We start from the raw sequence: 23,925 nt of genomic DNA, 5'->3' as shown, positions 1-23,925 counted from the left end.
CAGAGAGAGGAATTGAATATGGCTTGGGAGCAATTCGAACACGGCTGGCGGCGCGCGCCGGCGATCACGCCGGCCAAGGCGCTCGTGGTGCTGATGCACGGCGTAGGCAGTAATGCGCGCGATCTGATGCCGCTCGCGGACATCTGGAGCGAGAGCCTGCCGGACGTGGCGTTTACTTCGCTCGACGGCACGGATGCTTTCGACGGCGGCTTTGGCGGACGCCAGTGGTTCAGTCTGCGCGATGTCAACGAGGGCAATCGGGAGACGCGTGTGGCTGCCGCCTATCCGGCATTGCGGCAGATGCTCGAGGCGGAACTGGCGCACTGGCAGCTTTCTTTCGATCGCCTTGCATTGGTCGGTTTCTCGCAAGGCTCGATCATGGCGATGCATCACGTGGCGACTAGCGCGGAAGGCGCTGCGGCCGTCGTCGCGTATTCCGGTCGGCTCGCCTCGGTGATCGTCGCGCAGAACGGTACGCCGCTCACGCTCGTGCACGGCGAAGACGACGAAGTGATCCCGGTAGAGGAACTGGAATACGCCGCGGACGCCTTCAGCAACACCGGCTACACGGTCGATGCCTACGCCTTGCCCGGCATCGGCCACACGATCAACGCGGACGGCGTCGAACTCGGCAAACAGGCGCTGGAGCATGCGCTCGGCACTTTGTCGCGCGACTGACACGGTCCCAATTGAAAAGTGGCCCTAAAGATTCTGATCTGCTTGCCGTTAACTGCTCATTAGCATGAAAATCACTCCCGCCGCGCGGATCGCGCAACGCCCATCTGGGCGTGCCAAGCGGTTCGGGTGACCGGGGGCGCATTTTCCATATTGCCCTGCAAGGGCGGATAACGACACATCAGAGCCTTCCTATGGCCAGACCGACGCCGCATTACCCGCTTTTCGATCGACTGTTCCGTCATTCCGTGGCGGTGGACCTCGGCACGGCCAACACCCTTATCTATACCGACAACGGCGGCATCGTGCTGAACGAGCCGTCCGTTGTGGCCTTCCAGAAAGAGTCCGCCGCCGGGCAGAAACGCGTGGCGGCCGTGGGTACCGAAGCGCGCCAGTTGCTCGGCCGCACGCCGGGCAACGTCGAAGCTATACGGCCAATGCGGCACGGCGTGATCGCCAATTTTTCCGCTGCCGAGCAGATGATCCGGCAATTCGTCGACATGGCCCGGCCGCGGCCGCTGTTCAGCCGGCGCGCCGCATTCACCTTGTGCGTGCCGGCGGGCGCGACCCAGGTCGAGCGTCGCGCGATCAAGGAAGCAGCCGTGGCGGCCGGCGCGTGGAAGGTCAGTCTGATCGGTGAATCGCTGGCGTCGGCGGTCGGCGCGGGCCTGCCGGTCTCGGAGGCGACGGGTTCGATGGTGGTCGACATCGGCGGCGGCACGACCGAAGTCGGCGTGATCTCGCTCGGCGGCCTCGCCTATAGCGGCTCGATTCGCGTGGGCGGCGACAGTTTCGACATGGCGATCGTCAGTTATGTGCGCAATCTGTATGGCGTGCTGCTCGGCGAACAAACCGCCGAACACGTCAAGAAGGGCATCGGTACGGCCTTGCGCGAGGTGCCGGTCGAACATATGAACGCGACCGGGCGCAGCGTCGACGACGGTTTGCCGCGCACGGTTCAGCTGAGCAATCACGATATCGCCGATGCGATCGAGGGTCCGCTGCGTCAGGTGATCGGCGCGGTGAAACGTGCGCTTGAAACGGCGCCGGCCGAACTGGTGACCGATATCGCACACAGCGGCATTGTGCTGACCGGCGGTGGCGCGCTGCTCGGCAATCTGGGCCGCCGCCTGACCAATGAACTCGGACTCGAGGTCCGCGTTGCCGACGAACCGCTCACTTGCGCGGTGCGTGGCGCGGGCGCCGCTGCGGCCGCGGGTTTGCTCGACGACTCTGCCTACGAATGATTTGATGCTGGACGTCCCGCGTTGCAGGTGACCTGGACCCGGGCCGGGCGCATCAGCCTCGGCGGATATTGAATGGCTGTGTGACAATACGTCCCTCGTCCCACTTTCAGGGACGCGAACACGCTTTGTTCTTCGAATCCATTTCTAGCCGGCACCACTGATGGTTTCAGTTGTTGCCGCGCCGTCCGTGAACCACCTGTGAATCAATCCGTTTCCGCTTCGTCCTCTCCCGCATCCCCGTCCTTTATCGAACTGCATAGCGGCTTGCGCATGCCCTATGTGGAAGCCGGGGAGGGGGAACTGCTGCTTTTCGTGCATGGCTCGCTGTGCGATTACCGCTATTGGCAACCGCAACTCGCGGGTCTGTCGAAGCAATACCGCTGCGTCACGGTGAGTCTCACGCATTACTGGCCGGTGACGGATACCGAACCCGATCAGCCGTTCAGCTGGAGCGAACATGCGGATGACGTGGCCGAATTCATCGATCTTTTCGGCGCCGGACCGGCGCACGTGGTGGGCCATTCGCGCGGCGGCTGCGTGGCCTTTCATTTCGCGCGGCGCCATCCACAGTACGTGCGCACGCTGACGCTCGCCGATCCGGGCGGACCGTTGCAGATTGCCGGGCGACCGCCCGCGACTTTGCCGGAGACCGTGAATGCATTGCGTGCAAAAGCCGCGCAGCTGATCGAAACGGGAGAGGTGGAAGCGGGCTTGCAGCTGTTTGTCGATTCGGTGAGCCGCCCTGGTTTCTGGGCGATGAGCACGCCGGGTTTTCGCAGGATGGCGACCGACAACGCACACACGCTCGCGCGGCAATTTCGCGACCCGTTGCCGGCTTATGTGCCTGAGCAGGCGGCTGAGGTGCGCTGCCCGGTGCTGCTGATTGACGGAGAGAAGAGTCCCGACATGTTCCGCCGCACCGCGACGGCGCTGCAAACATGGCTGCCGGATGCACGCCGCGAAACTGTGCGTGGCGCCTCGCACGGGATGAATCTCGCGCATCCTGCAGCATTCAATCGTTACGTCGACGAGTTCATTCGCTCAGTCGACGTTTGAATGACCGGCGCAGTTCAGGCCTTGCGATGCGCGTCTTTATCGAGCGCGAGTTCGGCGGCTTCGCCGACGAGGCCGTGGTAATACAGATGCACGCCGATTGCGAGCGAGTCGTTGCGGATTTCGTGGAAGGCTTTCCATGCCTTCACCGGGTCTTTGAACAGCAGATAGTGCGCTTCCTGCGCGATCAGATCCGCCACTTCATGCAGGCCATGACCGTGCAGCACATTCACCAGCGTATCGAGGCTGTGATGAGTGCGCGCGTCGGTACGCGGGTAAAGCATATGCAGCACTGCCACGTTTTGCGTCGTCAGCGCCGCAGACAATGCCACGACGATGTCCTGATGATTCAGCGCGGTGACGATGTTGTCTTCGGTATGGACGTGATCCGGAAACAGTGTTTCGAGTGAGGCGTTCATCTGGTCCTTCCTGTTCTTCTGGCTGATTAAAAAGGCCCGCCGTAGAACGGCGGGCCAAAGACAGCGATGTGTTCGCAGGGGAAGCAAAACACGGATTCAGTATCGCAGAGCAGCGGCGCTTGTGCAGCCTGGCGGCCGCAAAACATTGTTGCAGTAAGCGTGCTAACTTTCATTTGGCTGGCAGCGTCGCCTGACGGACTCAGCGCGTTTGCGTGCTGCGCACTTCCGCTTATTTTCGTGTGTTTCCGGCGATTACGCTCATCTTTCAGACAACGAATGTTGCGCTAGCCGAGATGGATTGTTGCTGTCAATCGCCGCAATCAAAGCACCTTCGAACCGTAGAATGCGAATCGGAGCCTGAGCATGCCACGCGGCGATCCGACGATCGAGCATGCCGGCATGTGTGCGATGTGAAAGTAAAAGGAACGTGTAGATGAACTCGAAGACACACGCAACGCTGAGCTTTTCCGACAGCGATCAGACGATTGATTTGCCGATTTATCAGGGCACGCTCGGGCCGGATGTCATCGACATTCGCAAGCTATATGGCCAGACTGGCAAGTTCACTTACGACCCGGGTTTCATGTCCACGGCGGCATGCAATTCCGAAATCACGTATATCGACGGTGACAAAGGCGAGCTGCTGTACCGCGGTTATCCGATCGACAATCTAGCGCAAAACGCCGACTTCCTCGAAACCTGCTACCTGTTGCTGAAAGGCGAACTGCCGAATGCGGAGCAGAAGGAAGAGTTCGTCAACACTGTCACGCTGCACACGATGGTGCATGAGCAGATGCATTTCTTTTTCCGCGGTTTTCGCCGCGACGCGCACCCGATGGCGATTCTGGTCGCTGCAGTGGGCGCACTTTCGGCGTTCTATCACGACTCGCTCGACATCACGAATCAGCAGCACCGTGACGTATCCGCGATCCGCATGATCGCGAAGCTGCCGACGCTGGTGGCGATGGCGTACAAGTACACCGTGGGCCAGCCCTTCGTTTATCCGAAGAACGACCTGTCGTACAGCGCGAATTTCATGCGGATGATGTTCGCTAATCCGGCGGAAGAGTACGAGGTCAACGACGTGCTGGTGCGCGCGCTCGATCGCATTCTGATTCTGCATGCGGATCATGAGCAGAATGCGTCGACGTCGACGGTGCGTCTCGCGGGTTCGTCGGGCGCCAATCCGTTCGCGTGTATCGCAGCGGGTATTGCATGCCTGTGGGGTCCGGCGCACGGTGGCGCGAATGAAGCCGCATTGAACATGCTGGAGGAGATCGGTTCGGTCGACAACATTCCTGAGTTTATTGCGAAGGTGAAGGACAAGAACTCCGGCGTGAAGCTGATGGGGTTTGGTCATCGTGTGTACAAGAACTACGATCCGCGCGCGAAGCTGATGCGTGAGACCTGTCACGAAGTGCTCGAAGAACTGGGTCTGCATGACGACCCGTTGTTCAAGCTCGCTATGGCGCTCGAGAAGATTGCGCTTGAGGACGAATACTTCGTTTCGCGGAAGCTTTATCCGAATGTCGATTTCTACTCGGGGATTGTGCAGCGTGCGTTGGGGATTCCGACTGCGATGTTTACCTGTATCTTCGCGATGGCGCGGACGGTGGGGTGGATTGCGCAGTGGAATGAGATGATTGCTGATCCGGAGCAGAAGATTGGGAGGCCGCGGCAATTGTTTGTTGGGGAGACTCAGCGGGAGGCTTTGCCGCTTTCCAAGCGGTGAAGGTTTTTTGCCTTTGGGGTGCTTGTTTGTCCGTGTTCCTGGGGCTTTGGCCTTTCCTTGATTTGTTAGTGGTCTATTAGCGTTGCCCCTGTGCGGGGCGGCACCTACTTTTCTTTGCTTGCCGCAAAGAAAAGTAGGCAAAAGAAAGCGGCTCAAACCGCTAATGCTAAGTGGGCACCTTTGTCTGCTGCGGGTAGTGGTGCATCTGGAATCTGGGTTCGTGCACCGGCATGCGTTAGTGACAAGGGCGTCATACTTCCGGCGGCGCTGCGCGCGCCGAAGAGCCGTTCATAAAACCACCCGCTACGCTTTGACGTTTGCGCCTCATCACCGGACCGTGGCTCATCATTGCTCCGCCTCCGCCTCCGCCTCCGCCTCCGCCTCCGCCTCCGCCTCCGCAATTGTGATTGTGATTGCAACCGCAACCGCAACCGCAACCGCAACCGCAACCGCAACCGCAACGGTGATCGTGACCGTGATTGCAGCACACCGACAAATCATTTGAAGAGGGGGTTCCCGGCTGAGCGCAGGGGCGCGTCGCCGAGGCGAAGCCGACGGCCCCCACAAACCTCAACCGAAGCCCGTGGTTTCCCTTGTAGACCCGTCCGCGATGCACGCAGTGCGGAGTGGGAGCTGATGAGTCCTTTGTCACTAGCGCGGAATGTGCGAGAACACGGATTCCAGTCGCACCACTACCCGCAGCAGACCACGGCCCCCACTTAGCATTAGCGGTTTAAGCCGCTTTCTTTTGCCTACTTTTCTTTGCGGCAAGCAAAGAAAAGTAGGTGCCGCCCCGCACAGGGGCAACGCTAATAGACCACTAACAAAGCAAGGAAAGGCACCAAAGCCAGAACAAGAAAAAAACCAAAACCCCAAGAACACCCCCCAAAAGCGCCGCGCAGGCAACCCCCTTGCACTTGGTGCAAAAAAAACACCCCTGCACATCCCATGCCAAACCAAAAACAAGAAACTCCTCTGTGATAAGTTCGTCTGACGCGGACAGACCCTCTACAATCGGAATCGACCAGCAGCCCTAGCAGCATCCGAACCCGAAAGCCACCGCGAAAGCGAAAGTCAACGCGAACCCGAACACATAGGAGCGACCCTGATGCAGCAGCCAGAAGCCCTCGGCGGCCTGTCCCACTCGGGCGGAATCGACCACCGCGAACCCGAGCCGGACGGCGCATTCATCCCGACGGAAAATCTCAACGTCGCGAGCGCCACCCAGCATGTGCTCAAGTCTGGCGACACCTTTATCGTCAACGACCCCCTCGGCGATATCACCGGCCACGACGACGGCCTGTTCGTCAACGACACCCGCGTTCTGTCAAACCTGCGTCTCACCTTCGGCGGCCGCGCACCTTCGTTGCTGTCGGGCAGCGTCAGCAGCGACAACACCTCGTTCACCGCACACCTGACCAACCGCCCCCTGCCGCCGCTCGGCGGCGACAGCACCCCGGAAGGCGTAATCCACGTCGAACGCGTGCGCGTGCTATCGGGCACTGTGCTCAACGAAGCAATCGAACTCACCAACTACGGCACGAGCGATGCAGTCGTGCCGTTGTCCATCTCCTTCGCCAGCGACTTTCGCGACATGTTCGAAGTGCGCGGCCTCAAGCGCGACAAACAGGGTCGCGTCGAACCGGCGCGCGTCGAGAACCGCGAAGTGCTCCTCGGTTATGTCGGTCTCGATGACGTGGCGCGCAATGTGCAGATCGCCTTCTCGCCGGAACCGGACAAACTCTTCGCCGATCGCGCGGACTACACCGTCAAGCTGCCGGCGCAAGCGTGTGTATCGATCTATCTGTCCGTCTCGGTGCAAGTGGTCGCGCAAACTGACAAGCCCGTCGCGGGCGTCGCGCAACCCTCGCACACAGTGAGCGAAGCCCATCTTTCGCAAATCGATGCGGAGCGCCCACGCGTCGGCCGCGCTGCTGTGCGCGCGGCACTGGTCGACGCCCACCTGGTGATGCGTGAGCGCCGCCGCGTCACCGCGCGTGTGCGTTCGAGCAATCCGCTCTTCAACGCGTGGATCGACCGCTCGCTGGCCGATCTCGGTTTGCTGACAACCGATCTCGCCACCGGCCCGTATCCCTACGCCGGCATCCCGTGGTTTTCAACGCCGTTCGGCCGCGATGCGATCATCACGTCGCTGCAGACACTGTGGCTGCAACCGAATCTGGCCGCGGGCGTGCTGCGCTTTCTCGCCGAACATCAGGCACGCGAGAATTCGCCGTTTCGTGACGCCGCGCCCGGCAAGATCATGCACGAGATGCGCAAGGGCGAAATGGCCGCCACCGGCGAAGTGCCGTTCGCGCTGTACTACGGCGGCGTCGACAGCACGCCGCTCTTCATCGTGCTGGCCGGCGCCTATGCGGCACGCACGGGCGATCTCGCACTGGTCGACGAGCTGTGGCCGGCGCTGGAGCGCGCGGCGCAGTGGGTCGCGGGTGTGTGCGACAAGAATCGCTATGGTCTGCTGGACTATCAGCGCGAGTCCGATGGCGGTCTCGCCAATCAAGGCTGGAAAGACAGCCACGATTCGGTCTTCCACGCCGACGGCCGGTTTCCCGACGGCCCGATCGCACTCGTCGAAGTGCAGGCGTATGCGAGTGCCGCCTTCGACACGATGGCTCACTTCGCCAAGCTACGCGGCTTGCACGATCAGGCGAAGCAATACAGTGAGCGCGCGAAGAAAATCCGTCAGTGCGTCGAAGAAAAGTACTGGATGGAAGAGTCCGGCTTCTACGGCATCGCGCTCGATGGCCACGGCGAGCTGTGCCGCGTGATGGCGTCGAATGCGGGCCACTTGCTGGCCTTCGGTCTGCCTTCGCGCGAGCGCGGCGAAGCGGTCGTGCACGCGCTCGACTCCACGCTGTTCCATACGGGTTGGGGCGTGCGTACGCTGGCCGCAAGCCAGGCGCGCTTCAACCCGATGGCGTACCACAACGGCTCGGTCTGGCCGCATGACAACGCGCTCTGCGCACGCGGCCTGTCACGCTACGGCGGCAAGGCGGCGGCCGTGCGGCTGTTGCAGGCGCTGTTCCAGGCGGCGGTCAATTTCGACATGCGTCTGCCCGAACTGTTCTGCGGTTTCCCGCGGCGACGGGGCGAGCCGCCTACCGCCTATCCGGTTGCCTGTCTGCCGCAAGCCTGGGCGGCGGGCTCGCCGTTCATGATGCTCGAAGCCTGTCTGGGTATCACGATCGATGCGGAACGGCGCGAAGTCGTCATCGAGCAGCCTATGCTGCCGGAGGGCATCGACTGGCTCGAAGTCGGCGATCTCAGGGTGGGCGATTCGTCAGTGTCGATCACGTTCAGGCGGATCGGCGACAAGGTGGTCGCGTCGGCAGCCGAGCAGGGCGACGTGCGGGTGGTCGCGCTGCTGTAGAAGCGCCTCTTCGCGAGGCACGAAGCGCACGCTGGAAGTTCTGTTGGATGCGATGCACCGGGTGGTAACATTTGTTGTCATTCTTATCGACCGTTCGCCCGGTATATCGCATGCCAGACAGTTTTGACCAGCTCGCCGCCCTGATCCGGGCGCGCTTCTCCGAACTGAGTCCGCAGTTCCAGATGGGAGCAGGGTTCCTGCTCGATCATCCCGACGAAGTCGCGGTCTCGTCCATGCGCAAAGTGGCCGAGCGGGCGCAGGTGCAACCGGCCTCGCTCGTTCGCCTGTCGCAGCAACTGGGTTTTCCCGGCTGGAATGAATTGCGCAACCTGTTCGTCGCGCGCGTGCGCACGCGGCCCGAGCCGCTCACGAGCCGCGCCCGGTCGCTCGTCAAATCGAAAGATGCGCTCGCCAACGACCTGCTGGTCGCGCAACAACACAACCTTGAGGTCACCGCCGCGCATAACGGCCGCGCAATCGTGGAAGCGGCGCGTCTGTTGCGGCGCGCGCCGCATGTGCATGTAGCAGGCTTTCGCTCCTGCTACGCGGTGGCGTTTGGTCTTGTCTACGGCTACCGGTTGTTTCGTTCGTCGGTGTCGCTGCTCAACGGCGAAGCCGGCACGCTCGAGATGCAGTTGCGCACGCTCGCGCGCGACAGCGCCACCATCGTCATCAGTTTCGCCCCCTATTCAGTCGAAGCCGCACGCGTGGCCGAAGCCGCGTTGGAAAAGGGCAGCAAGCTGATCGCGATCACGGATAGCGCGGTTTCGCCGATCGCGCTGAATGCCGACAAGGTGCTGATTTTTTCGCACGAAAGCCCGTCGTTCTTTCCATCGCTGGTGGCGGCCACGGCGATTGCCGAATCGCTGGTCGCGCATCTGCTCGCGCTGGAAGGGGCGGGCGCCGTCGAGCAACTCGGCATTGCCGAGCAGTCGTTACACGAAAAGGGCGCGTACGTACCCTGACGTTTTTCCTCTGAACTACACCACAGCGTGTCACGGAGCGCGGACGCTCCGTTTGTTTCATCATTGCATTGTTTGACAACAAATGTTGTTTAGAAGTATAAATACGTACCGATTGTTGAATGGGTGCGAGCCGTGGCGTCGAAGCAGGATTTAAGTCTCTTTCAGGTGAGCGGTGAGCCGTATGACATCGGCTACCGGCTGGGTGAACTCGCCAGGCCGGTGTTCACCGGATACATGGAGCAAAGCAGTGCGTGGCAGGCGGTTCGACACTGGCGCGGCGCTCCGTTCGTGCAGCAACTGCGCGAAGCGGCCCAGACCCATTTTCCGGCGCTGCTGGTCGAACTCGAGGGCATGGCGGCAGGACTGGGCTGGTCGGCGGAAGATATCTTTTTGTGGAATTGCCGCGGCGAGTTGATTCACAACGCGCCGGACGGTTGCACGACGTTGGCCGCCGTGGCAGGCCATGCGCGTTTCATTGCCCACAATGAAGACGGCGATCCCTTTCTGCGCGAGCGTTGCTCGCTGGTCGAGGTTCAACCTGCCGGCAAGCCCGGCTTCGTGAGCTTCTATTACCCGGGATCGCTGCCGGGTCACACCTTCGCGGCTAACCGTGCCGGTCTCGTGCAAGCCATCAACAACCTGCGCATTCGCCTGCCTGCAGCCGGCGTGCCGCGGATGATCCTCGCGCGCGCGGTACTCGATGCGGGTTCGCTCGACGAGGGGCTGCATATCCTGCGCGACACACCGGCTGCGAGCGGCTTTCATCACACGCTCGGTTGTGCGGGAGACGAGCGTCTCCTGAGCGTCGAAGCAAGCGCGCAGCGATGTTCAGTGCAAGAGGTGTCGGCTATTGCCGGCCATGCAAACCACCTGATCCATCCTGGCTGCGAAGCCGAGTCGCAAATCGTCACCGATTCTTCGCGTGACAGGCAGACGCGCGTCGAACATTTGCTGCCCAGGCTCGCCAGTCCAATTACGCCCGCCAGATTGCTCGACGTGTTGCAGGATCGTGCGCCTGCAGGTCTGCCCATCTGCCGCGACGACCCGCTCGATCCCGATGACGAAAACACGCTTGCCACGGCGCTCTTCGAAATCGGCCGCGCCGATGTCTCGATGAAAGTCTATCGACACGGGCAATGCGCGTTCGACACCGTCATCGCAAGCGTGCCGTCCGCGCAGCACCGCGTCTGAGCTGCCGTCGCTAACAGAAAGGAAAGGGAAACCATGTCCACCGTATTCCATCGTTCGCCGAAGCAGTCGCTGCCGGTAGCTATCGCCGGCGACGGCATCGAAATCATCGATTCCACCGGCAAGCGCTATATCGATGCCTCGGGCGGCGCAGCCGTCTCGTGCCTCGGCCACAGCAACCAGCGTGTAATCGATGCGATCAAGCGGCAATCCCAGCAATTGCCGTATGCGCACACGTCGTTCTTCACCACCCATGTCGCCGAGGAACTCGCCGACCGGCTGGTGGCGAGTGCACCGCAAGGGCTCGAGCATGTGTACTTCGTGTCGGGCGGCTCGGAAGCGATCGAGGCGGCGTTGAAACTGGCGCGGCAGTATTTTGTGGAGAAGGGCGAGTTGCAACGCCGACACTTCATCGCGCGGCGCCAGAGCTATCACGGCAACACGCTGGGGGCGCTGGCGATTGGCGGTAATGCGTGGCGGCGCGAACCGTTTCTGCCGATTCTGATCGAAGCGCATCACGTGAGCCCGTGTTACGCGTATCGCGAGCAGCGCATCGACGAAACCGAAGAGCAGTTCGCGCAGCGTCTCGCGGATGAACTCGAACAGAAGATTCTCGAACTCGGCGCTGACACGGTGGCCGCATTCGTTGCGGAAACCGTGGTGGGCGCAACGGCCGGCGCCGTGCCGCCGGTGCGCGAATACTTCCGCAAGATCCGTGCGGTGTGCGATCGCTACGGCGTGCTGCTGATCCTCGACGAGATCATGTCGGGCATGGGCCGTACAGGCTACCTGTATGCCTGTGAAGAAGACGGCATCGCGCCGGACATCCTCACGATCGCCAAGGGGCTCGGCGCCGGGTATCAGCCGATCGGCGCAACGCTGGTCAGCGACCGGATTTATCAGGCGATCGTCGGCGGCTCCGGCTTCTTTCAGCACGGACATACCTATATCGGCCACGCCACCGCCTGCGCCGCGGCGCTCGAAGTACAACGCGTGATTGCCGACGACAAGCTTCTGGCGAACGTGCAGGCCCGCGGCGAACAATTACGTGGCCGGCTGCGTGAACACTACGCGCAGCATCCGCATATCGGTGACGTGCGCGGGCGAGGGCTCTTTGTCGGCGTCGAACTCGTACAGGACCGCGTCACTAAAGCACCGTTCGACGCAAGGTTGAAACTGCACGCGGCGATCCGGCGCGAAGCATTCGAGCGTGGTTTGATGGTGTATCCGATGGGCGGCACGGTCGACGGCAAGATCGGCGATCATGTGCTGCTGGCGCCGCCGTTCATCTGCACCGCGCGCGACATCGACGAGATCGTCGGCCGTTTGACCGACGCGGTCGAAGGCGCGCTGACCGCCATCTGACACCCTTTCCATCTCTGCGAGATCTGCGATGACCGAGCGTTTGCCTCACTTTGAACTAGCTGATGCCACAGCCGAACAAAAGGCCGTACTCGACGAGATTCTGTCCGGTCCACGCGGCAATCTGAACGGGCCGTTTCTGGGCTGGATTCATAGCCCGGAGCTGGCGCAGCAGGCGCAGCGGCTTGGCGCGTTCTGCCGCTATCGCACCGGCTTGCCGCTGCGTTTGTCGGAGCTGGCCATTCTGGTGACCGCGGCGCGCTGGCAGGCGCAGGCCGAGTGGTATATCCACTATCCGATCGCCCTCGATGCCGGGGTGGCCGAAGCGGATGCCGAGGCGATTCGCCAGGGGCATCGCCCGTCCTTCGCGGATGCTGACGACGCACTGATCCACGACTTCGCGAGCGAACTGTACGACACCAAACGGGTGTCGGATGTCACCTATAGAAAGGCGGTCGAGCGCTTCGGCCACCAGGTGGTGATCAACCTTGTGGGCTTGCTTGGCTACTATGCCCTGGTGGCGATGACGCTGAACGTGTTCGACATGCGCGCTGTGGGGCAGGAGAGCTTGCCGTTCGCCGAGTAGCGACTGCGCCCTGGGTCCGCGGCATGGACCGCTGCACGGACCGCTGCATGAGCTGTGGCACGGACTGTGGCCCGCATCAGCGAACCGTATCCCGGCGTCGTCACGACACTGGCACACGGAAGCGCCTATGATGAAGTTCGGTCCACGCCCGCACCTCTTGCGCCGCGCGGCACGCCCCGAAGGAAGTTCCTTGGGGCACTCGCGACCGATGCCGATACTACGAATACCCGGGCTGGACCGTTGTGGGCGGCATCACGTAGGGTTGAGGAAGCGGTGCGAAGCAGGGCAAACAGGAGAGAGCAATGAAGCGCAAGGCATCAGCAGTCTGGCAAGGCGGCCTGCAAGACGGCAAGGGCTCGATTTCCACCGACAGCGGCGTCCTCAAGGACACCCAATACTCGTTTGCCACGCGCTTCGCGGACGGCATCGGCACGAATCCGGAAGAGCTGATCGCGGCTGCGCACGCGGGTTGTTTCTCGATGGCGCTTTCGGCTGAACTGAGCAAGGCCGGCATCACGCCGGAACGTATCGCCACGGCGGCCACCGTCACGCTCGACAAGGACGGCGGCGGTTTTTCGATTACCGCGGTGCATCTGGATGTGGCCGTGAAAATCCCCGGCGGCGATAAAGCCGCGTTCGAGAAGGCGACCGCGGACGCCAAGGCAGGCTGCCCGGTTTCCAAGGTACTGAACGCCACCATCACGATGGACGCGAAGCTCGAAACCTGAGTCCGCGGGTTATCTATTGCGGAGAGATGAAGGGCTGGCTGGCGGGGGTAGCGAGACCGCTGGCTGTCACTCTCCGTACATTTCCTTCATTTGCTGCTTGTTTGCCATTTAACGAACACACGACGACGATCCGGCAGCGCGTGGGCGCAAACGCGGGTCGCCGTCTTCAATGGGACGGTCGATGACAACGCAAACCGAAAAAGCACGGCAATTCCAGTCTTATCACACAGAGGGCGAGGCCTTCATCATCCCGAACCCTTGGGACATCGGTACTGCGCGGCTACTCGCGCTGACTGGTTTCAAGGCGCTCGCCACCAGTAGCGCAGGCTATGCGTTTTCGCGTGGCCTGCCGGATAACGCCATTGGCCGCGAGCAGATGATGGTGCACCTCGCCGAAATCGCGGGTGCGACCGATTTGCCAGTCAGCGCCGATCTGGAAAACGGCTTCGGCGACGCCCCGGAAGACTGCGCCGAGACGATCATCCAGGCGGCGGCTGCGGGCGTAGTCGGCGGCTCGATCGAGGATGCAACCGGTCGTGCGGACGAACCGATCTACTCGTTTGACGTTGCCGTGGAGCGGGTGCGCGCAGCAGTTGTCGCGGCGCGGGGTCTGCCGTTTCCCTTCACGCTGACGGCGCGTGCCGAGAATTACCTGGCGGGCAGGCCCGATCTCGACGACACGATCCGGCGTCTGCAGGCTTACCAGGAGGCTGGGGCTGACGTGCTTTACGCGCCCGGCCTGAAGACGCGCGAGGAGATCGCTGCGGTGGTCAGCTCGCTTGACCGGCCGGTCAATGTGCTGATGGGCTTGCAGGGTGTGCTGCTCAGTTTCGAGGATCTGCAGGCGCTGGGTGTGCGGCGAGTCAGCGTGGGCGGCTCGTTGGCGCGCGCGGCCTTGGGGGCATTTCTGCGCGCCGCGCACGAAATGCGCGATCACGGCACCTTCAACTACACGAAAGAAGCCGCCAGCGGCAATGAGATGAACCAGCTCTTCACGAGCGCCGCGCAGAAGTGGGGCAAATAGACGGCCATACCCGTTTCGAATCTCGCCTTGCTTTCTTGAACGGTTAGTCATAATATCCGTCACATGAAGCAATCTGGCAATTCGAAGCAATTCGCGAAAAAAGACGGTGAGGCCTGCCCTCGGGGGCGGCCGCGCGAGTTCGACACGGACACCGTCTTAAGCAGCGCGAGCCAGGTTTTCTGGAATCACGGCTATCACGCCACCTCGATCGACGACCTCTGCAAGGCGACCGGCCTGTTGAGGGGCAGTCTGTACGGGGTATTTGGCGACAAGCACGGCATCATGCTCGCCGCGCTCGATCACTACGCGGAAGGTTCGGTCGCGCGGCTCGCCGAACGGCTGAACGCGCCGGTGCCGGCGGAAGAGGCACTGCGCAACGCTTTGCTGCATTACGCCCGGGTCGCATGCGCGCTGACCGGCGAGCGCAGCTGCTTCATCACCAACACCACGCTGGAGATGCAACCCGGGGACGAGGAACTGCGCACCCGCGTCGCGGCGATTCAGCGCCGCATGGCGACGCTTCTGGCGGCCTCGGTGATTCGCGGCCAGGCGAGCGGCGCCTTCAATTCCACACTCGACGAAAAAGCCGTTGGCGATTTCCTCCTGTGCGTGATGCAAGGACTGCGCGTATTGGGGCGAGTCGCCCACAAGGAAGATGCGCTGATCGGAATCGTGGACGTCGCCATGCGCGCGCTCGTCTAATTTTTTTACCTAATTTTTGAACGAACGGTCATGAATAGAGATCCGATCAAGTCCGCTCCGGCGGCATTTGGTGGACCGGCAGGCGGAGCCGCCGCCGCTGTTTGTCCAGGCGTGGGTGCGGTGGCGGCCGGCGGGGCTGCCACCGGGGTTGCCACCGGAACGAAGGCCACCAGCGCTGCAAAAGCCGCGTCCGGCTTCGAGCGCCAGGGGCTCGCGCTCGCCGTGCTGTTCGTCGGCGCCTTCCTCGCGCCGCTCGACTATTTCATCGTCAACCTCGCGCTGCCGTCGATTCACACCGGCCTGAACGCCACCGATGCCCAATTGCAACTCGTGGTGTCCGCCTATGCATCCGCTTATGCTGTGCTGCTGATCACGGGCGGGCGTCTCGGCGATCTCTTTGGCCGGCGTCGCATGTTCATGACGGGCATGGCGGCCTTCGTGGTGGCCTCGGCGCTGTGCGGTTTCGCCACCAGCGGCCATATGCTGGTGATCTCGCGGATCGTGCAGGGCATCGCCGCCGCGGTCATGGCGCCGCAAGTGCTGGCCACCATCCGCGCGGTCGTGCCGCTGCATCGGCAGACCAAGGTCATGAGCCTCTATGGGTTCGTCTTCGGTCTTTCGTCGATCGTCGGACAACTGGGCGGCGGCGCGCTGATCACCTATCACCCGTTCGGACTCGACTGGCGCATCATTTTTCTGATCAACATTCCAATCGGCATCGTGGCCTTCATCGGTACGTGGAAGTTCGTGCCGGAAAATCAGCCGGCCACCAACACCGGCATCGACCTGAAGGGCGTCGCGCTGCTCTCGATGGTGCTGCTGCTGGTCATCTATCCGATGACGCACGGCCGTGAAGCCGGCTGGCCCGCGTGGACCTTCGTGATGTTCGCGCTGGCAGTTCCCGTGTTCGCGCTATTCGTGGCGACCGAGCGGCGCGTGGAGCGCGGCGGCGGCCATCCTCTGGTGGATCTGCAATTGTTCCGCAACCCGGCCTTTGCCTTAGGTCTCGTGCTCGCGTTCCTGTTCTACTGCAACAGCGCGTTTTTCCTGACCTATGGGATCTTCCTGCAAACCGGCCTGCATTGGACGCCGCTCGCCTCGGGCATGGCGATCATGCCGTTCGCGATCGGCTTCGTGATCGGGCCGTTGACGTCGCCCGCGGTTGTCAGGCGCATCGGCGGTCATGTGCTGGCGCTCGGTTTCTCGATGATGACCGTCGGCTTCACGGTCACGGGCTGGTCCGCGACCCATGCTGCTACGCCTGATCTGCTGTTCTATTGCGGATTGGTGTGCGCGGGCGTCGGTCACGGTCTGCTCCTGCCGTCGATCATGCGCATCGTGCTGCTGGAAGTCGCGCCGGAGAAGGCGGGGCTTGCCTCGGGCGTGGTGTCGTCGACTTTGCAGATCGGCTCGGCGTTCGGCACGGCAGCTATTAGCGGCGCATTTTTCGGTGTGATCGGTGGCCGCGACACGCCGGCTGTCTATGCGCACGCGTTCCAGTACAGCCTTGCGATCAACGCGTGTCTGATGTTCGTTTGTATCGGTTTGAGCGTGTTGCTGGTGCGGCATCAGCAACTTGCATTGCGCCGGGCAGCACAGCCGGTTTGAAAATAGCGGGCGCGAGATCGTTTTCAACGGTGGTCGCTAAAAACTATTATGCACTTTAAACAAAACTGGTTTTTGGAGTGGGTGCATTTACCGATGAGTTTCCCGTTCATAGGTAATTCCGAGTGTGAGTGATCGGAATAAACCCGAATCGGGTTTGTCGGTGGCAGTTTAGATATGACAAATCCAGTGCGCATTTTCTACTTGCGGACCGGGTTTGCCGCCGTAAGTTTTGCGATCGTGCAATGCCGCACGGGTGGTGGCCTGGCGTCGTTATAGAGGGTTTTCCCAGGCTTTACCCATCGACTGTCGGGACGGCAAACCTATTCCAGTCCCAATGAAAACGGTATCAATAAAAAGCGCTTGCCGTAGTTAATTTCGATTGTTAATCTTGGCCAACTTTTTAGAGTTTTCATTCGGCAGGGTTCTATGTTGCAAAGCACGGTGCGATGACTTTATTCCGCTCAACGGGTTCCGTAGGGGATTGAATATGCTGACCGCTACCATTGACGTATTCGAAACACCGGCAGCCGCACGCTTCAATGTCGGCGATGTCGTCACGCTGAAGGAAGGTGGTCCGCGCATGACGGTGACGTATGCGGGACCGGTGGCGCTCAATCCGGGCGACTGGCTGATTTGCGAGTGGTTCGACGAGCATGGCGAACTGCGCCGCGAGATGTTCGCGCACGAGAGCGTGCGGGCTGAGCCGCGCTCGATTCCCGCCGGCTCGGTGACGTGGGGCAGAATGGGCCGGGCGGCCTGAGAGAAGCGGCCCGGCGCACGTACTCGCCCCGCAAGCCGGTTTATCCATCGATCAGTTTCAATCCCGCCACTGACAGCACGATCAAGGTCATGCAGATCACGCGGGGTGTCGAAACCGGATCGTTGAACAGCATCACGCCAAGCACCGTGATGCCAAAAGATCCGATCCCTGTCCATACCACGTAGGCCGTACCGGCCGGCAAATGCTTCATCGCCAGCGTCAGGAGAAACACACTGCCGAGCGCGGCCGCAACGCCGCCGATGCTCGGCCACAGGCGTGTCCATCCGTTTGCATATTTCAACGCCAACGCCATCAGGATTTCGACCGCGCTTGCGGCGAGCAGAATGAGCCATGCCATCGTGAGCCCCATCGGTGAGTGGTGAATGAGCGGCCAGCTTAGGGCTATAGTGATGCGCTCACCATTACTTACCCACTGGTAACCATGGCATTTCCCGAGCCCGCCAACGCGTCCCTCGCCTCGACCGAACAGCCCTATCGCGGTGACGTTTTCGACGCCGCCTGTTCGTCGCGCCTCGCGCTCGAACTGATCGCGGGAAAGTGGACGTTGCTGATCATGCCGGCGCTGCTGCCCGGCCCGATGCGCAATAACGCGTTGCTGCGCAAGATCGGCGGCATTTCACAAAAGGTGCTGACGCAGACGCTCAAGGAACTCGAGCGTAACGGGCTAGTGATCCGCGAGGAGCAGCCGGGCGCGGTGGCGCACGTGGAGTATCGGTTGAGCGATCTGGGGCGAACGCTCAGTGACGCGCTGGTGACGCTCGATCATTGGGCCGAGGAAAACGCGGCTGAACTCGACGCCGCGCGTGAGCGCTATGACGCGCGGCAGCAAACGCACCGCTAGTTTGCTGTCTGAAGTTGCTACGTGAAGTTACTACCTGAAGTTGCTGCATAAGATCGTTGTTGAAATCAAGGCTGCTTGTTTTCCGGGCGATCACGCGCCGCAGACCGCCTTTGCACGCGCACCAGAAGCGCCGATGAAAACGCACGCATCCGCACGATCTTGCGCGTCTCGACCACTTCGCCGGCCACGTTCTTCGGTGGGTTGGGCTGTAGCGACCAGTAGAGGGCGAGCAGCCAGCCAAAGCCGGTCCAACCGAGGCACGCGTTGAAGAGCGCAAGCGTCAGCACGTCATGACGCTTGCGCCGGTCCGCAAGAATGCTCGGCAGAAAATACAGCGCCAGCGCGAGCACCGCGGCGATGGCCTGTACCACGACGTTGCCACCCATAGCCTGGCTCCTCAGTACGCGATCTATCCCCCGATTGTCGCGCGATTGTTTTCTTTGCGCTGCGTCGCTCTGAAACCGCATGCGAGGCGAGGGGGTTCAGCGCGTCGCGCATCAGGACTATCATGGACGTTTCGACTGAACAGAACCGCCACGGACCGCCACCATGATCTCCGACGATACGACCCAGCAGACCCAGCGCATCAACCAGGACACGCTACGTGAATTCGTAGACCGTAAATGGAATGACGAGATTGTTCCTGCGCTCACGGACTACATCGCCGTGCCGGCCAAGAGTCCGGCGTTCGACCCCGAGTGGGTCAAGCACGGCTATCTCGAGCGCGTGATTACCGACGCGGCGCAGTGGGCCGAACAGCAACCCGTGCGTGGCCTGAAACTCGAAGTGATCCGCTTGCCGGGCCGCACGCCGGTGATTTTCTTCGAAACGGCCGCGACCCGATCGGGCAGCGAAGAAACCATTGTCCTGTACGGCCACCTCGACAAGCAGCCTGAATTCGACGGCTGGCGCAACGACCTCGGCCCCTGGACGCCGAAGCTCGAAAACGACAAGCTGTACGGCCGCGGCGGCGCCGACGACGGCTACGCGATCTACGCGAGCATCACGGCACTCGCCGCGCTGGACGCGCAAGGCATCGAGCGTCCGCGCTGTGTCGGCCTGATCGAAACCTGCGAGGAATCGGGCAGCTACGATCTGCTGCCGTACGTCGACGCATTGCGCGAACGGCTCGGCAAAGTCGGGCTTGTGGTGTGCCTCGACTCGGGTGCGGGCAACTACGATCAACTGTGGCTCACTACGTCGTTGCGCGGTCTCGTTGCCGGCGACCTCGAAGTCCAGGTGCTCGACGAAGGCATTCACTCGGGAGGTTACGGCGGCATCGCGCCGTCGAGCTTCCGCATCATGCGGCAACTGTTCGACCGTCTCGAAGACTCCGCTAACGGCACCCTGTTGCCGAAGGGTTTCCACGTTCAGATTCCGGCGGATCGCCTGCGCGAAGCAGAAGCGACCGCGCAGATTCTTGGCGACGACGTCTGGAAGAAGCTGCCGTGGGCGTGCGGCCAGGACGGCCGTCAGGTGCTGCCCACCACGACCGATCCGCAGGAAGCCTTGCTCAACTCGACATGGCGTCCATCGTTGTCGGTGACCGGCGCGGCCGGCTTGCCGGCGCTTGCCGACGCCGGCAACGTGCTGCGCCCGCGCACGGCATTCAAGCTGTCGCTGCGCCTGCCGCCGCTGATCGAAGCGGAAAAGGCTGTCGCCGAACTGAAGGCGTTGCTCGAATTCGATCCGCCGTACAACGCCAAGGTCACCTTCAAACCGGACGCCGGCGCCGCGAGCGGCTGGAGCGCGCCCGATCTCGCACCGTGGCTTGCCACCGCGCTCAACGACGCGTCGCGCACGCACTACGGCGCGGACGTTGCCTATATGGGGCAGGGCGGCACGATCCCGTTGATGAACGTATTGAAGTCGGGCTTCCCGAAGTCGCAGTTCATGGTGTGTGGCGTGCTGGGGCCGAAGTCGAACGCACACGGACCGAACGAGTTCCTGCACGTGCCGTATGGCAAGAAGCTCACTGCAGCCGTTGCTCAGGTGATCGCGGCCGCGCCGTGATGAGTGTTTCGCCTTGAGCTTGCCTGCAATAACGTAGCAGGCGAATTAGCGGGCGCCCCGGGGCGCCCGCGTTTGATTATGCGGATTGAATAGTCCGTCTGTTAGCCCACAAATAAAAAACAAGCCTCTACAAGCTATATTTTCGATTGCATTACCTAATCGAAGACTATTTCTTTTCCTTTCGAATCCGGCAAGAAATTCAAGCTTTGTTCGTTCGCTAATTTATTGCGGCCGGATGCCCATTTGCGGGCTAATTTCGCCCTTCCTCAGTGCGCAAGCGTTTGCGTCCGCAGGATCTTTTACCCATCCGTTCGCCTCCCCGCAGAGCGCCGTCTGGCGGGGCTTTACGCGCGTGTTGCATTCATCTGTTGGTTACCCCGCTCCCATCCGATTCCGGTCTGCTTTAGGCTCGCATTGCTATGCCAGTGTTTAACTTTAAAAGGACCGTTCAAAATGAATCTGCATAACCACCACGCCTGCCGCCCGTTCCTTGAAGCCGGCAATTTGTCGCAAGTCTCCGCCTACTATGAAGAAGGCCGCAACATCATGTGGATGATGCTGCGGGCGCAGCCGCGTCCCTGTTTCAATCTCGATCTGGTGCATGACATTCTGGGTCTCGCGCAGGCAGCACGGGAATCCGGTTTGCCAATCGACTTCTGGGTGACCGGCTCGTTGATTCCAACCATGTTCAACGTCGGGGGCGACCTCGATTTCTTCGCCGACACGATTCGCTCCGGCAAGCGTCAGGCGTTGATGGCGTATGCGCGCGCCTGCGTCGATTGCGTGCATGCGGCGGCGCGCGGTTTCGATACGGGGGCAATTTCGATAGCGATGGTGGAGGGCACGGCGCTTGGGGGAGGGTTCGAAGCGGCCCTTGCGCATCATTTCCTGCTGGCGCAGAACGACGCTCGCATGGGCTTTCCGGAGATCGCATTCAATCTGTTCCCAGGCATGGGCGGCTATTCGCTGGTCGCGCGCAAGGTCGGGATGCGTCTGGCCGAAGAACTGATCGGCATGGGCGAGTCGCACACGGCGGAGTGGCACTACGGCAAGGGACTGGTCGATCAGCTGTTCGAGCCGGGCGACGCCTATATGGCGACGCGCACCTTCATCGATACGCTTCGGCCGAAGATGAACGGGATCCGCGCGATGCTGCGGGCGCGCCAACGGGTGCTGCAACTCTCGCGCGCCGAGCTGATGGAAATTACCGAAGACTGGGTGGATGCCGCGTTCACGATCGAGGAGAAGGACCTCGTCTTTATGGAGCGGCTGGTGATGCTGCAGAATCGCCGTACTTCGAACCTGCGCCAGACGGCCTCCAGCGCGGCCAATTTCGCCTGAATCGCTCAGAGTCTCGACCCTATCGAGCGGCAGCGGGCGTGTCCCTCAATCTCCCCGGGGGACGTGCTTTTCGGGCGCCTGGAAGCTCAGGCAATCAGTCTGAGCTTCTGCCTGTCCTGCAACCAGCGTTCGAATTCCGCGACCGGCATGGCCTGACCGTACAGGAAGCCCTGTACGTACTCGACGCCCAGCCCCCTCATGAACACTTCTTCCGATTCGGTTTCGATGCCTTCGGCGACCACCTTGAAATTCAGTTCCTGCGCGACCACGACCATGGAGCGCACGAGTGCTTGCGCTTTGGTGTCGGCATTGATCGAACGGACGAAACTGCGATCGAGCTTGATGACGTCGAGCGGAATGCGGCCCAACTGCGAGAGCGACGAATAGCCGGTGCCGAAGTCGTCCAAATGAACCTGCGCGCCGAGCTGGCGGAACTGCTTGATCAGATCGATTGCCGCCGCTTCGTCCTCGATCAGGCAACTCTCGGTGAGTTCCAGGTCGATCAGACACGGATCGAGGTTCGCGCGCTGCAGCGCTTCGCTGAAATGCCGCACTACGGCCGTGTCCACGAGTTGCCGTGCCGACACATTGATCGCGATGCGCAGGTTGTAGCCGTCCGCCTTCCATTTGGCCGCCTGCTTCGCGGCCGTTTCCATGACCCAGCGGCCGAGCACGCCGATCAGCCCGGATTCTTCCGCATAGCGAATGAATTCCACTGGCATGATCTGGCCGCGCTCCGGCGAGTTCCAGCGGACCAGCGCCTCCACGCCCTGCACCGCGCCGGTGGCGAGTACGAGTTTGGGTTGGTAGTGCAGCGTCAGCTGGCCCTCTTCGAGACCGCGACGCAGGTTGGTGTCGAGCCACATGTACTCGGCGACCTTGCGGTTCATGTCGGGCGAGAACACGCGGTAGGTACGCTTGCCTTCGTCTTTGGCAACGTACATGGCCGTGTCCGCCGAACGGATCAGCGATTCGAGGTCGTTGCCGTGTTCCGGATAGCGCGCGATGCCGATCGAGCAGCCGGTGTAGACCTCGACGAGCCCCAGGCTGAACGGCGTGCGCATGCGCTCGAGAATGCACTGCGCGGTGGCTTCCAGATCGTGGGCGGTGCCCTGGGCGGCGAGCACGATGAACTCGTCGCCGCCAAGGCGCGCAAGCACGTCGCCTTCGTTCAGGCACGTACTGATGGCCGACGACACATCGCGGATCAGCCGGTCGCCGAAGACATGGCCGTAGTGGTCGTTGACCTTCTTGAAGTTGTCGAGATCGAGGAACAGCACGCCGACCGATTCACGTGGGGCAGCCGCTTCGATCGCCGCTCTGATCTTGTCCTGGATCGCGTTGCGATTGGCGAGACCGGTGAGCGAATCGGTGTTCGCCAGTTCGGTGAGACGCTCCTGAGCGAGCCGCTCTTCGGTGATGTCGGTGCCGGAGCAGATCAGAAACTGTTCTTCGACGCCGCTGCCGCTTTGAACGAACTTGTTGCGAAACAGGAATAGCCGTTCGCCGCGAAGGGTTTTCACGCGCCGCTCGACTTCGTACGAGACGCCGCGATTGAAGAACCCCGTGATGTTCTGGCTCGACGCCGCGCCGGACTCGGTGCTCATAAACAGCGCCCACACATTGCGGCCGACGATGTCTTCTTCCTTGACCCCGGTGAGTTCCTCGGCAAGACGGTTGAAGCGCTGTATTCGACCGTGCCTGTCGACGATGACCACGACCGAATTGACTTCGGAGACGACCTGTTCGGCGAAAGAGAGACCGTGGACGAGGTCGCGTGCGACGGACTCCGTATCGTCGTAGGCCGAAGCGGTGCCTGCCCAGGTATTGCTGGCGAGTTTTTTGCCGACGAGATGCAGGCGCAGCGGTTCGCCGAACAGCCGTACGTCGAGAACGAGGTGCGAGGTGATGCCGGTGAGGCAGCGGATTTGCGAGGCCTGTTGGGGATTCAGCGGAATGGCGACATTAGCCGGCACGTCACCGGTGACGGGCGTGAGTTCCAGCGCGTTGCTGTCGTTCGACAGACGCCAGCAAGGGCTGCTTGTGCCGAACTGGGCAAACAGCACCTGATCGTGTTGGTCGTCGTTCATGAAATCCCCGGGCGGTGTGCCGATGAGCCAACCATAAAGGGTGGGGCGGCGGCAAACAGTCTTCATCATACTTAAAGACTGACCCCCATTGTAGCGAAGCGGCTGGCGTTCGGGCCTATAAACATTAACGGTCGTGATGGCCTTCGTCTTAAGACTTTTGTTTTGGCGTACGCACCGGC

Annotated in this window: 21 protein-coding genes; 17 read left to right on the top strand and 4 right to left on the bottom strand. The window is 61.7% G+C overall.

Annotated elements, in window-relative coordinates:
- Positions 1-18 precede the first annotated feature (18 nt).
- The 3 genes from R8871_RS17465 (at position 19) to R8871_RS17455 (ending at position 2,978) form a co-directional block, all read left to right on the top strand.
- A complete protein-coding gene (locus R8871_RS17465; protein ID WP_175051573.1) occupies positions 19-678 on the top strand; it encodes an alpha/beta hydrolase in 660 nt (219 codons plus the stop codon).
- Positions 679-869: 191 nt separating this feature from the next.
- Positions 870-1,922 (top strand): rod shape-determining protein, encoded by a 1,053-nt coding sequence (gene mreB, locus R8871_RS17460; protein ID WP_175051572.1) that lies wholly within the window; start codon positions 870-872, stop codon positions 1,920-1,922.
- Positions 1,923-2,192: 270 nt separating this feature from the next.
- Positions 2,193-2,978, top strand: coding sequence for an alpha/beta fold hydrolase (locus R8871_RS17455; protein WP_175051797.1), 786 nt, complete (start codon positions 2,193-2,195; stop codon positions 2,976-2,978).
- Between the two features lie 14 nt (positions 2,979-2,992).
- On the opposite strand, the gene R8871_RS17450 is transcribed toward R8871_RS17455, so the two are convergent.
- Positions 2,993-3,394: a hypothetical protein gene (locus R8871_RS17450; protein ID WP_175051571.1), complete on the bottom strand. Its 402-nt coding sequence runs from the start codon at positions 3,392-3,394 to the stop codon at positions 2,993-2,995.
- Positions 3,395-3,827: 433 nt separating this feature from the next.
- Here R8871_RS17450 and gltA point away from each other — a divergent pair, with 433 nt between their 5' ends.
- The 11 genes from gltA to R8871_RS17395 all read left to right on the top strand — a co-directional run bounded on the left by gltA (position 3,828) and on the right by R8871_RS17395 (position 17,440).
- Positions 3,828-5,126, top strand: a complete 1,299-nt coding sequence (gltA, locus tag R8871_RS17445; RefSeq protein WP_175051570.1) for a citrate synthase — start codon at positions 3,828-3,830, stop codon at positions 5,124-5,126.
- Positions 5,127-6,234: 1,108 nt separating this feature from the next.
- A complete protein-coding gene (locus R8871_RS17440; protein ID WP_175051569.1) occupies positions 6,235-8,517 on the top strand; it encodes an amylo-alpha-1,6-glucosidase in 2,283 nt (760 codons plus the stop codon).
- Positions 8,518-8,627: 110 nt separating this feature from the next.
- Positions 8,628-9,482, top strand: a complete 855-nt coding sequence (locus R8871_RS17435; RefSeq protein ID WP_175051568.1) for a MurR/RpiR family transcriptional regulator — start codon at positions 8,628-8,630, stop codon at positions 9,480-9,482.
- Between the two features lie 132 nt (positions 9,483-9,614).
- Entirely contained in the window at positions 9,615-10,673 is a 1,059-nt protein-coding gene (locus R8871_RS17430; RefSeq protein ID WP_175051567.1) for a C45 family autoproteolytic acyltransferase/hydolase, read from the top strand.
- A 33-nt stretch (positions 10,674-10,706) separates the two neighbouring features.
- A complete protein-coding gene (locus R8871_RS17425; protein WP_175051566.1) occupies positions 10,707-12,035 on the top strand; it encodes an aspartate aminotransferase family protein in 1,329 nt (442 codons plus the stop codon).
- A 28-nt stretch (positions 12,036-12,063) separates the two neighbouring features.
- Positions 12,064-12,618, top strand: coding sequence for a carboxymuconolactone decarboxylase family protein (locus tag R8871_RS17420; RefSeq protein WP_175051565.1), 555 nt, complete (start codon positions 12,064-12,066; stop codon positions 12,616-12,618).
- A 302-nt stretch (positions 12,619-12,920) separates the two neighbouring features.
- Positions 12,921-13,346, top strand: coding sequence for an OsmC family protein (locus R8871_RS17415; RefSeq protein WP_175051564.1), 426 nt, complete (start codon positions 12,921-12,923; stop codon positions 13,344-13,346).
- Positions 13,347-13,527: 181 nt separating this feature from the next.
- Complete coding sequence (locus tag R8871_RS17410) at positions 13,528-14,370, top strand: isocitrate lyase/PEP mutase family protein (protein WP_175051563.1); 843 nt, start codon at positions 13,528-13,530, stop codon at positions 14,368-14,370.
- A 63-nt stretch (positions 14,371-14,433) separates the two neighbouring features.
- Positions 14,434-15,072 (top strand): TetR/AcrR family transcriptional regulator, encoded by a 639-nt coding sequence (locus R8871_RS17405; RefSeq protein ID WP_175051562.1) that lies wholly within the window; start codon positions 14,434-14,436, stop codon positions 15,070-15,072.
- Positions 15,073-15,102: 30 nt separating this feature from the next.
- Entirely contained in the window at positions 15,103-16,680 is a 1,578-nt protein-coding gene (locus R8871_RS17400; RefSeq protein WP_175051561.1) for an MFS transporter, read from the top strand.
- Between the two features lie 487 nt (positions 16,681-17,167).
- Entirely contained in the window at positions 17,168-17,440 is a 273-nt protein-coding gene (locus R8871_RS17395) for a YodC family protein (protein WP_175051560.1), read from the top strand.
- Positions 17,441-17,480: 40 nt separating this feature from the next.
- Here the strand turns inward: R8871_RS17395 and R8871_RS17390 are convergent, their stop codons facing one another.
- Positions 17,481-17,798 (bottom strand): DMT family transporter, encoded by a 318-nt coding sequence (locus tag R8871_RS17390; protein WP_175051559.1) that lies wholly within the window; start codon positions 17,796-17,798, stop codon positions 17,481-17,483.
- An 84-nt stretch (positions 17,799-17,882) separates the two neighbouring features.
- Here R8871_RS17390 and R8871_RS17385 point away from each other — a divergent pair, with 84 nt between their 5' ends.
- Positions 17,883-18,302, top strand: a complete 420-nt coding sequence (locus R8871_RS17385; RefSeq protein ID WP_175051558.1) for a winged helix-turn-helix transcriptional regulator — start codon at positions 17,883-17,885, stop codon at positions 18,300-18,302.
- Between the two features lie 65 nt (positions 18,303-18,367).
- Here the strand turns inward: R8871_RS17385 and R8871_RS17380 are convergent, their stop codons facing one another.
- Entirely contained in the window at positions 18,368-18,688 is a 321-nt protein-coding gene (locus R8871_RS17380; protein WP_175051557.1) for a superinfection immunity protein, read from the bottom strand.
- A 163-nt stretch (positions 18,689-18,851) separates the two neighbouring features.
- Here R8871_RS17380 and R8871_RS17375 point away from each other — a divergent pair, with 163 nt between their 5' ends.
- Together R8871_RS17375 and R8871_RS17370 are read left to right on the top strand one after the other, a co-directional pair.
- Positions 18,852-20,315 (top strand): M20 family metallopeptidase, encoded by a 1,464-nt coding sequence (locus R8871_RS17375; protein ID WP_154561795.1) that lies wholly within the window; start codon positions 18,852-18,854, stop codon positions 20,313-20,315.
- Between the two features lie 453 nt (positions 20,316-20,768).
- Positions 20,769-21,656 (top strand): crotonase/enoyl-CoA hydratase family protein, encoded by an 888-nt coding sequence (locus R8871_RS17370; protein ID WP_175051556.1) that lies wholly within the window; start codon positions 20,769-20,771, stop codon positions 21,654-21,656.
- An 86-nt stretch (positions 21,657-21,742) separates the two neighbouring features.
- On the opposite strand, the gene pdeR is transcribed toward R8871_RS17370, so the two are convergent.
- Positions 21,743-23,746, bottom strand: a complete 2,004-nt coding sequence (gene pdeR / locus R8871_RS17365; RefSeq protein ID WP_175051555.1) for a cyclic di-GMP phosphodiesterase — start codon at positions 23,744-23,746, stop codon at positions 21,743-21,745.
- Positions 23,747-23,925 lie beyond the last annotated feature (179 nt).

This window comes from Paraburkholderia sediminicola, assembly GCF_902859805.1.
Lineage (GTDB): Bacteria > Pseudomonadota > Gammaproteobacteria > Burkholderiales > Burkholderiaceae > Paraburkholderia > Paraburkholderia sediminicola.
Note: the sequence above shows the minus strand (reverse complement) of the source record. Positions and strands in the feature narration are given on the sequence as shown.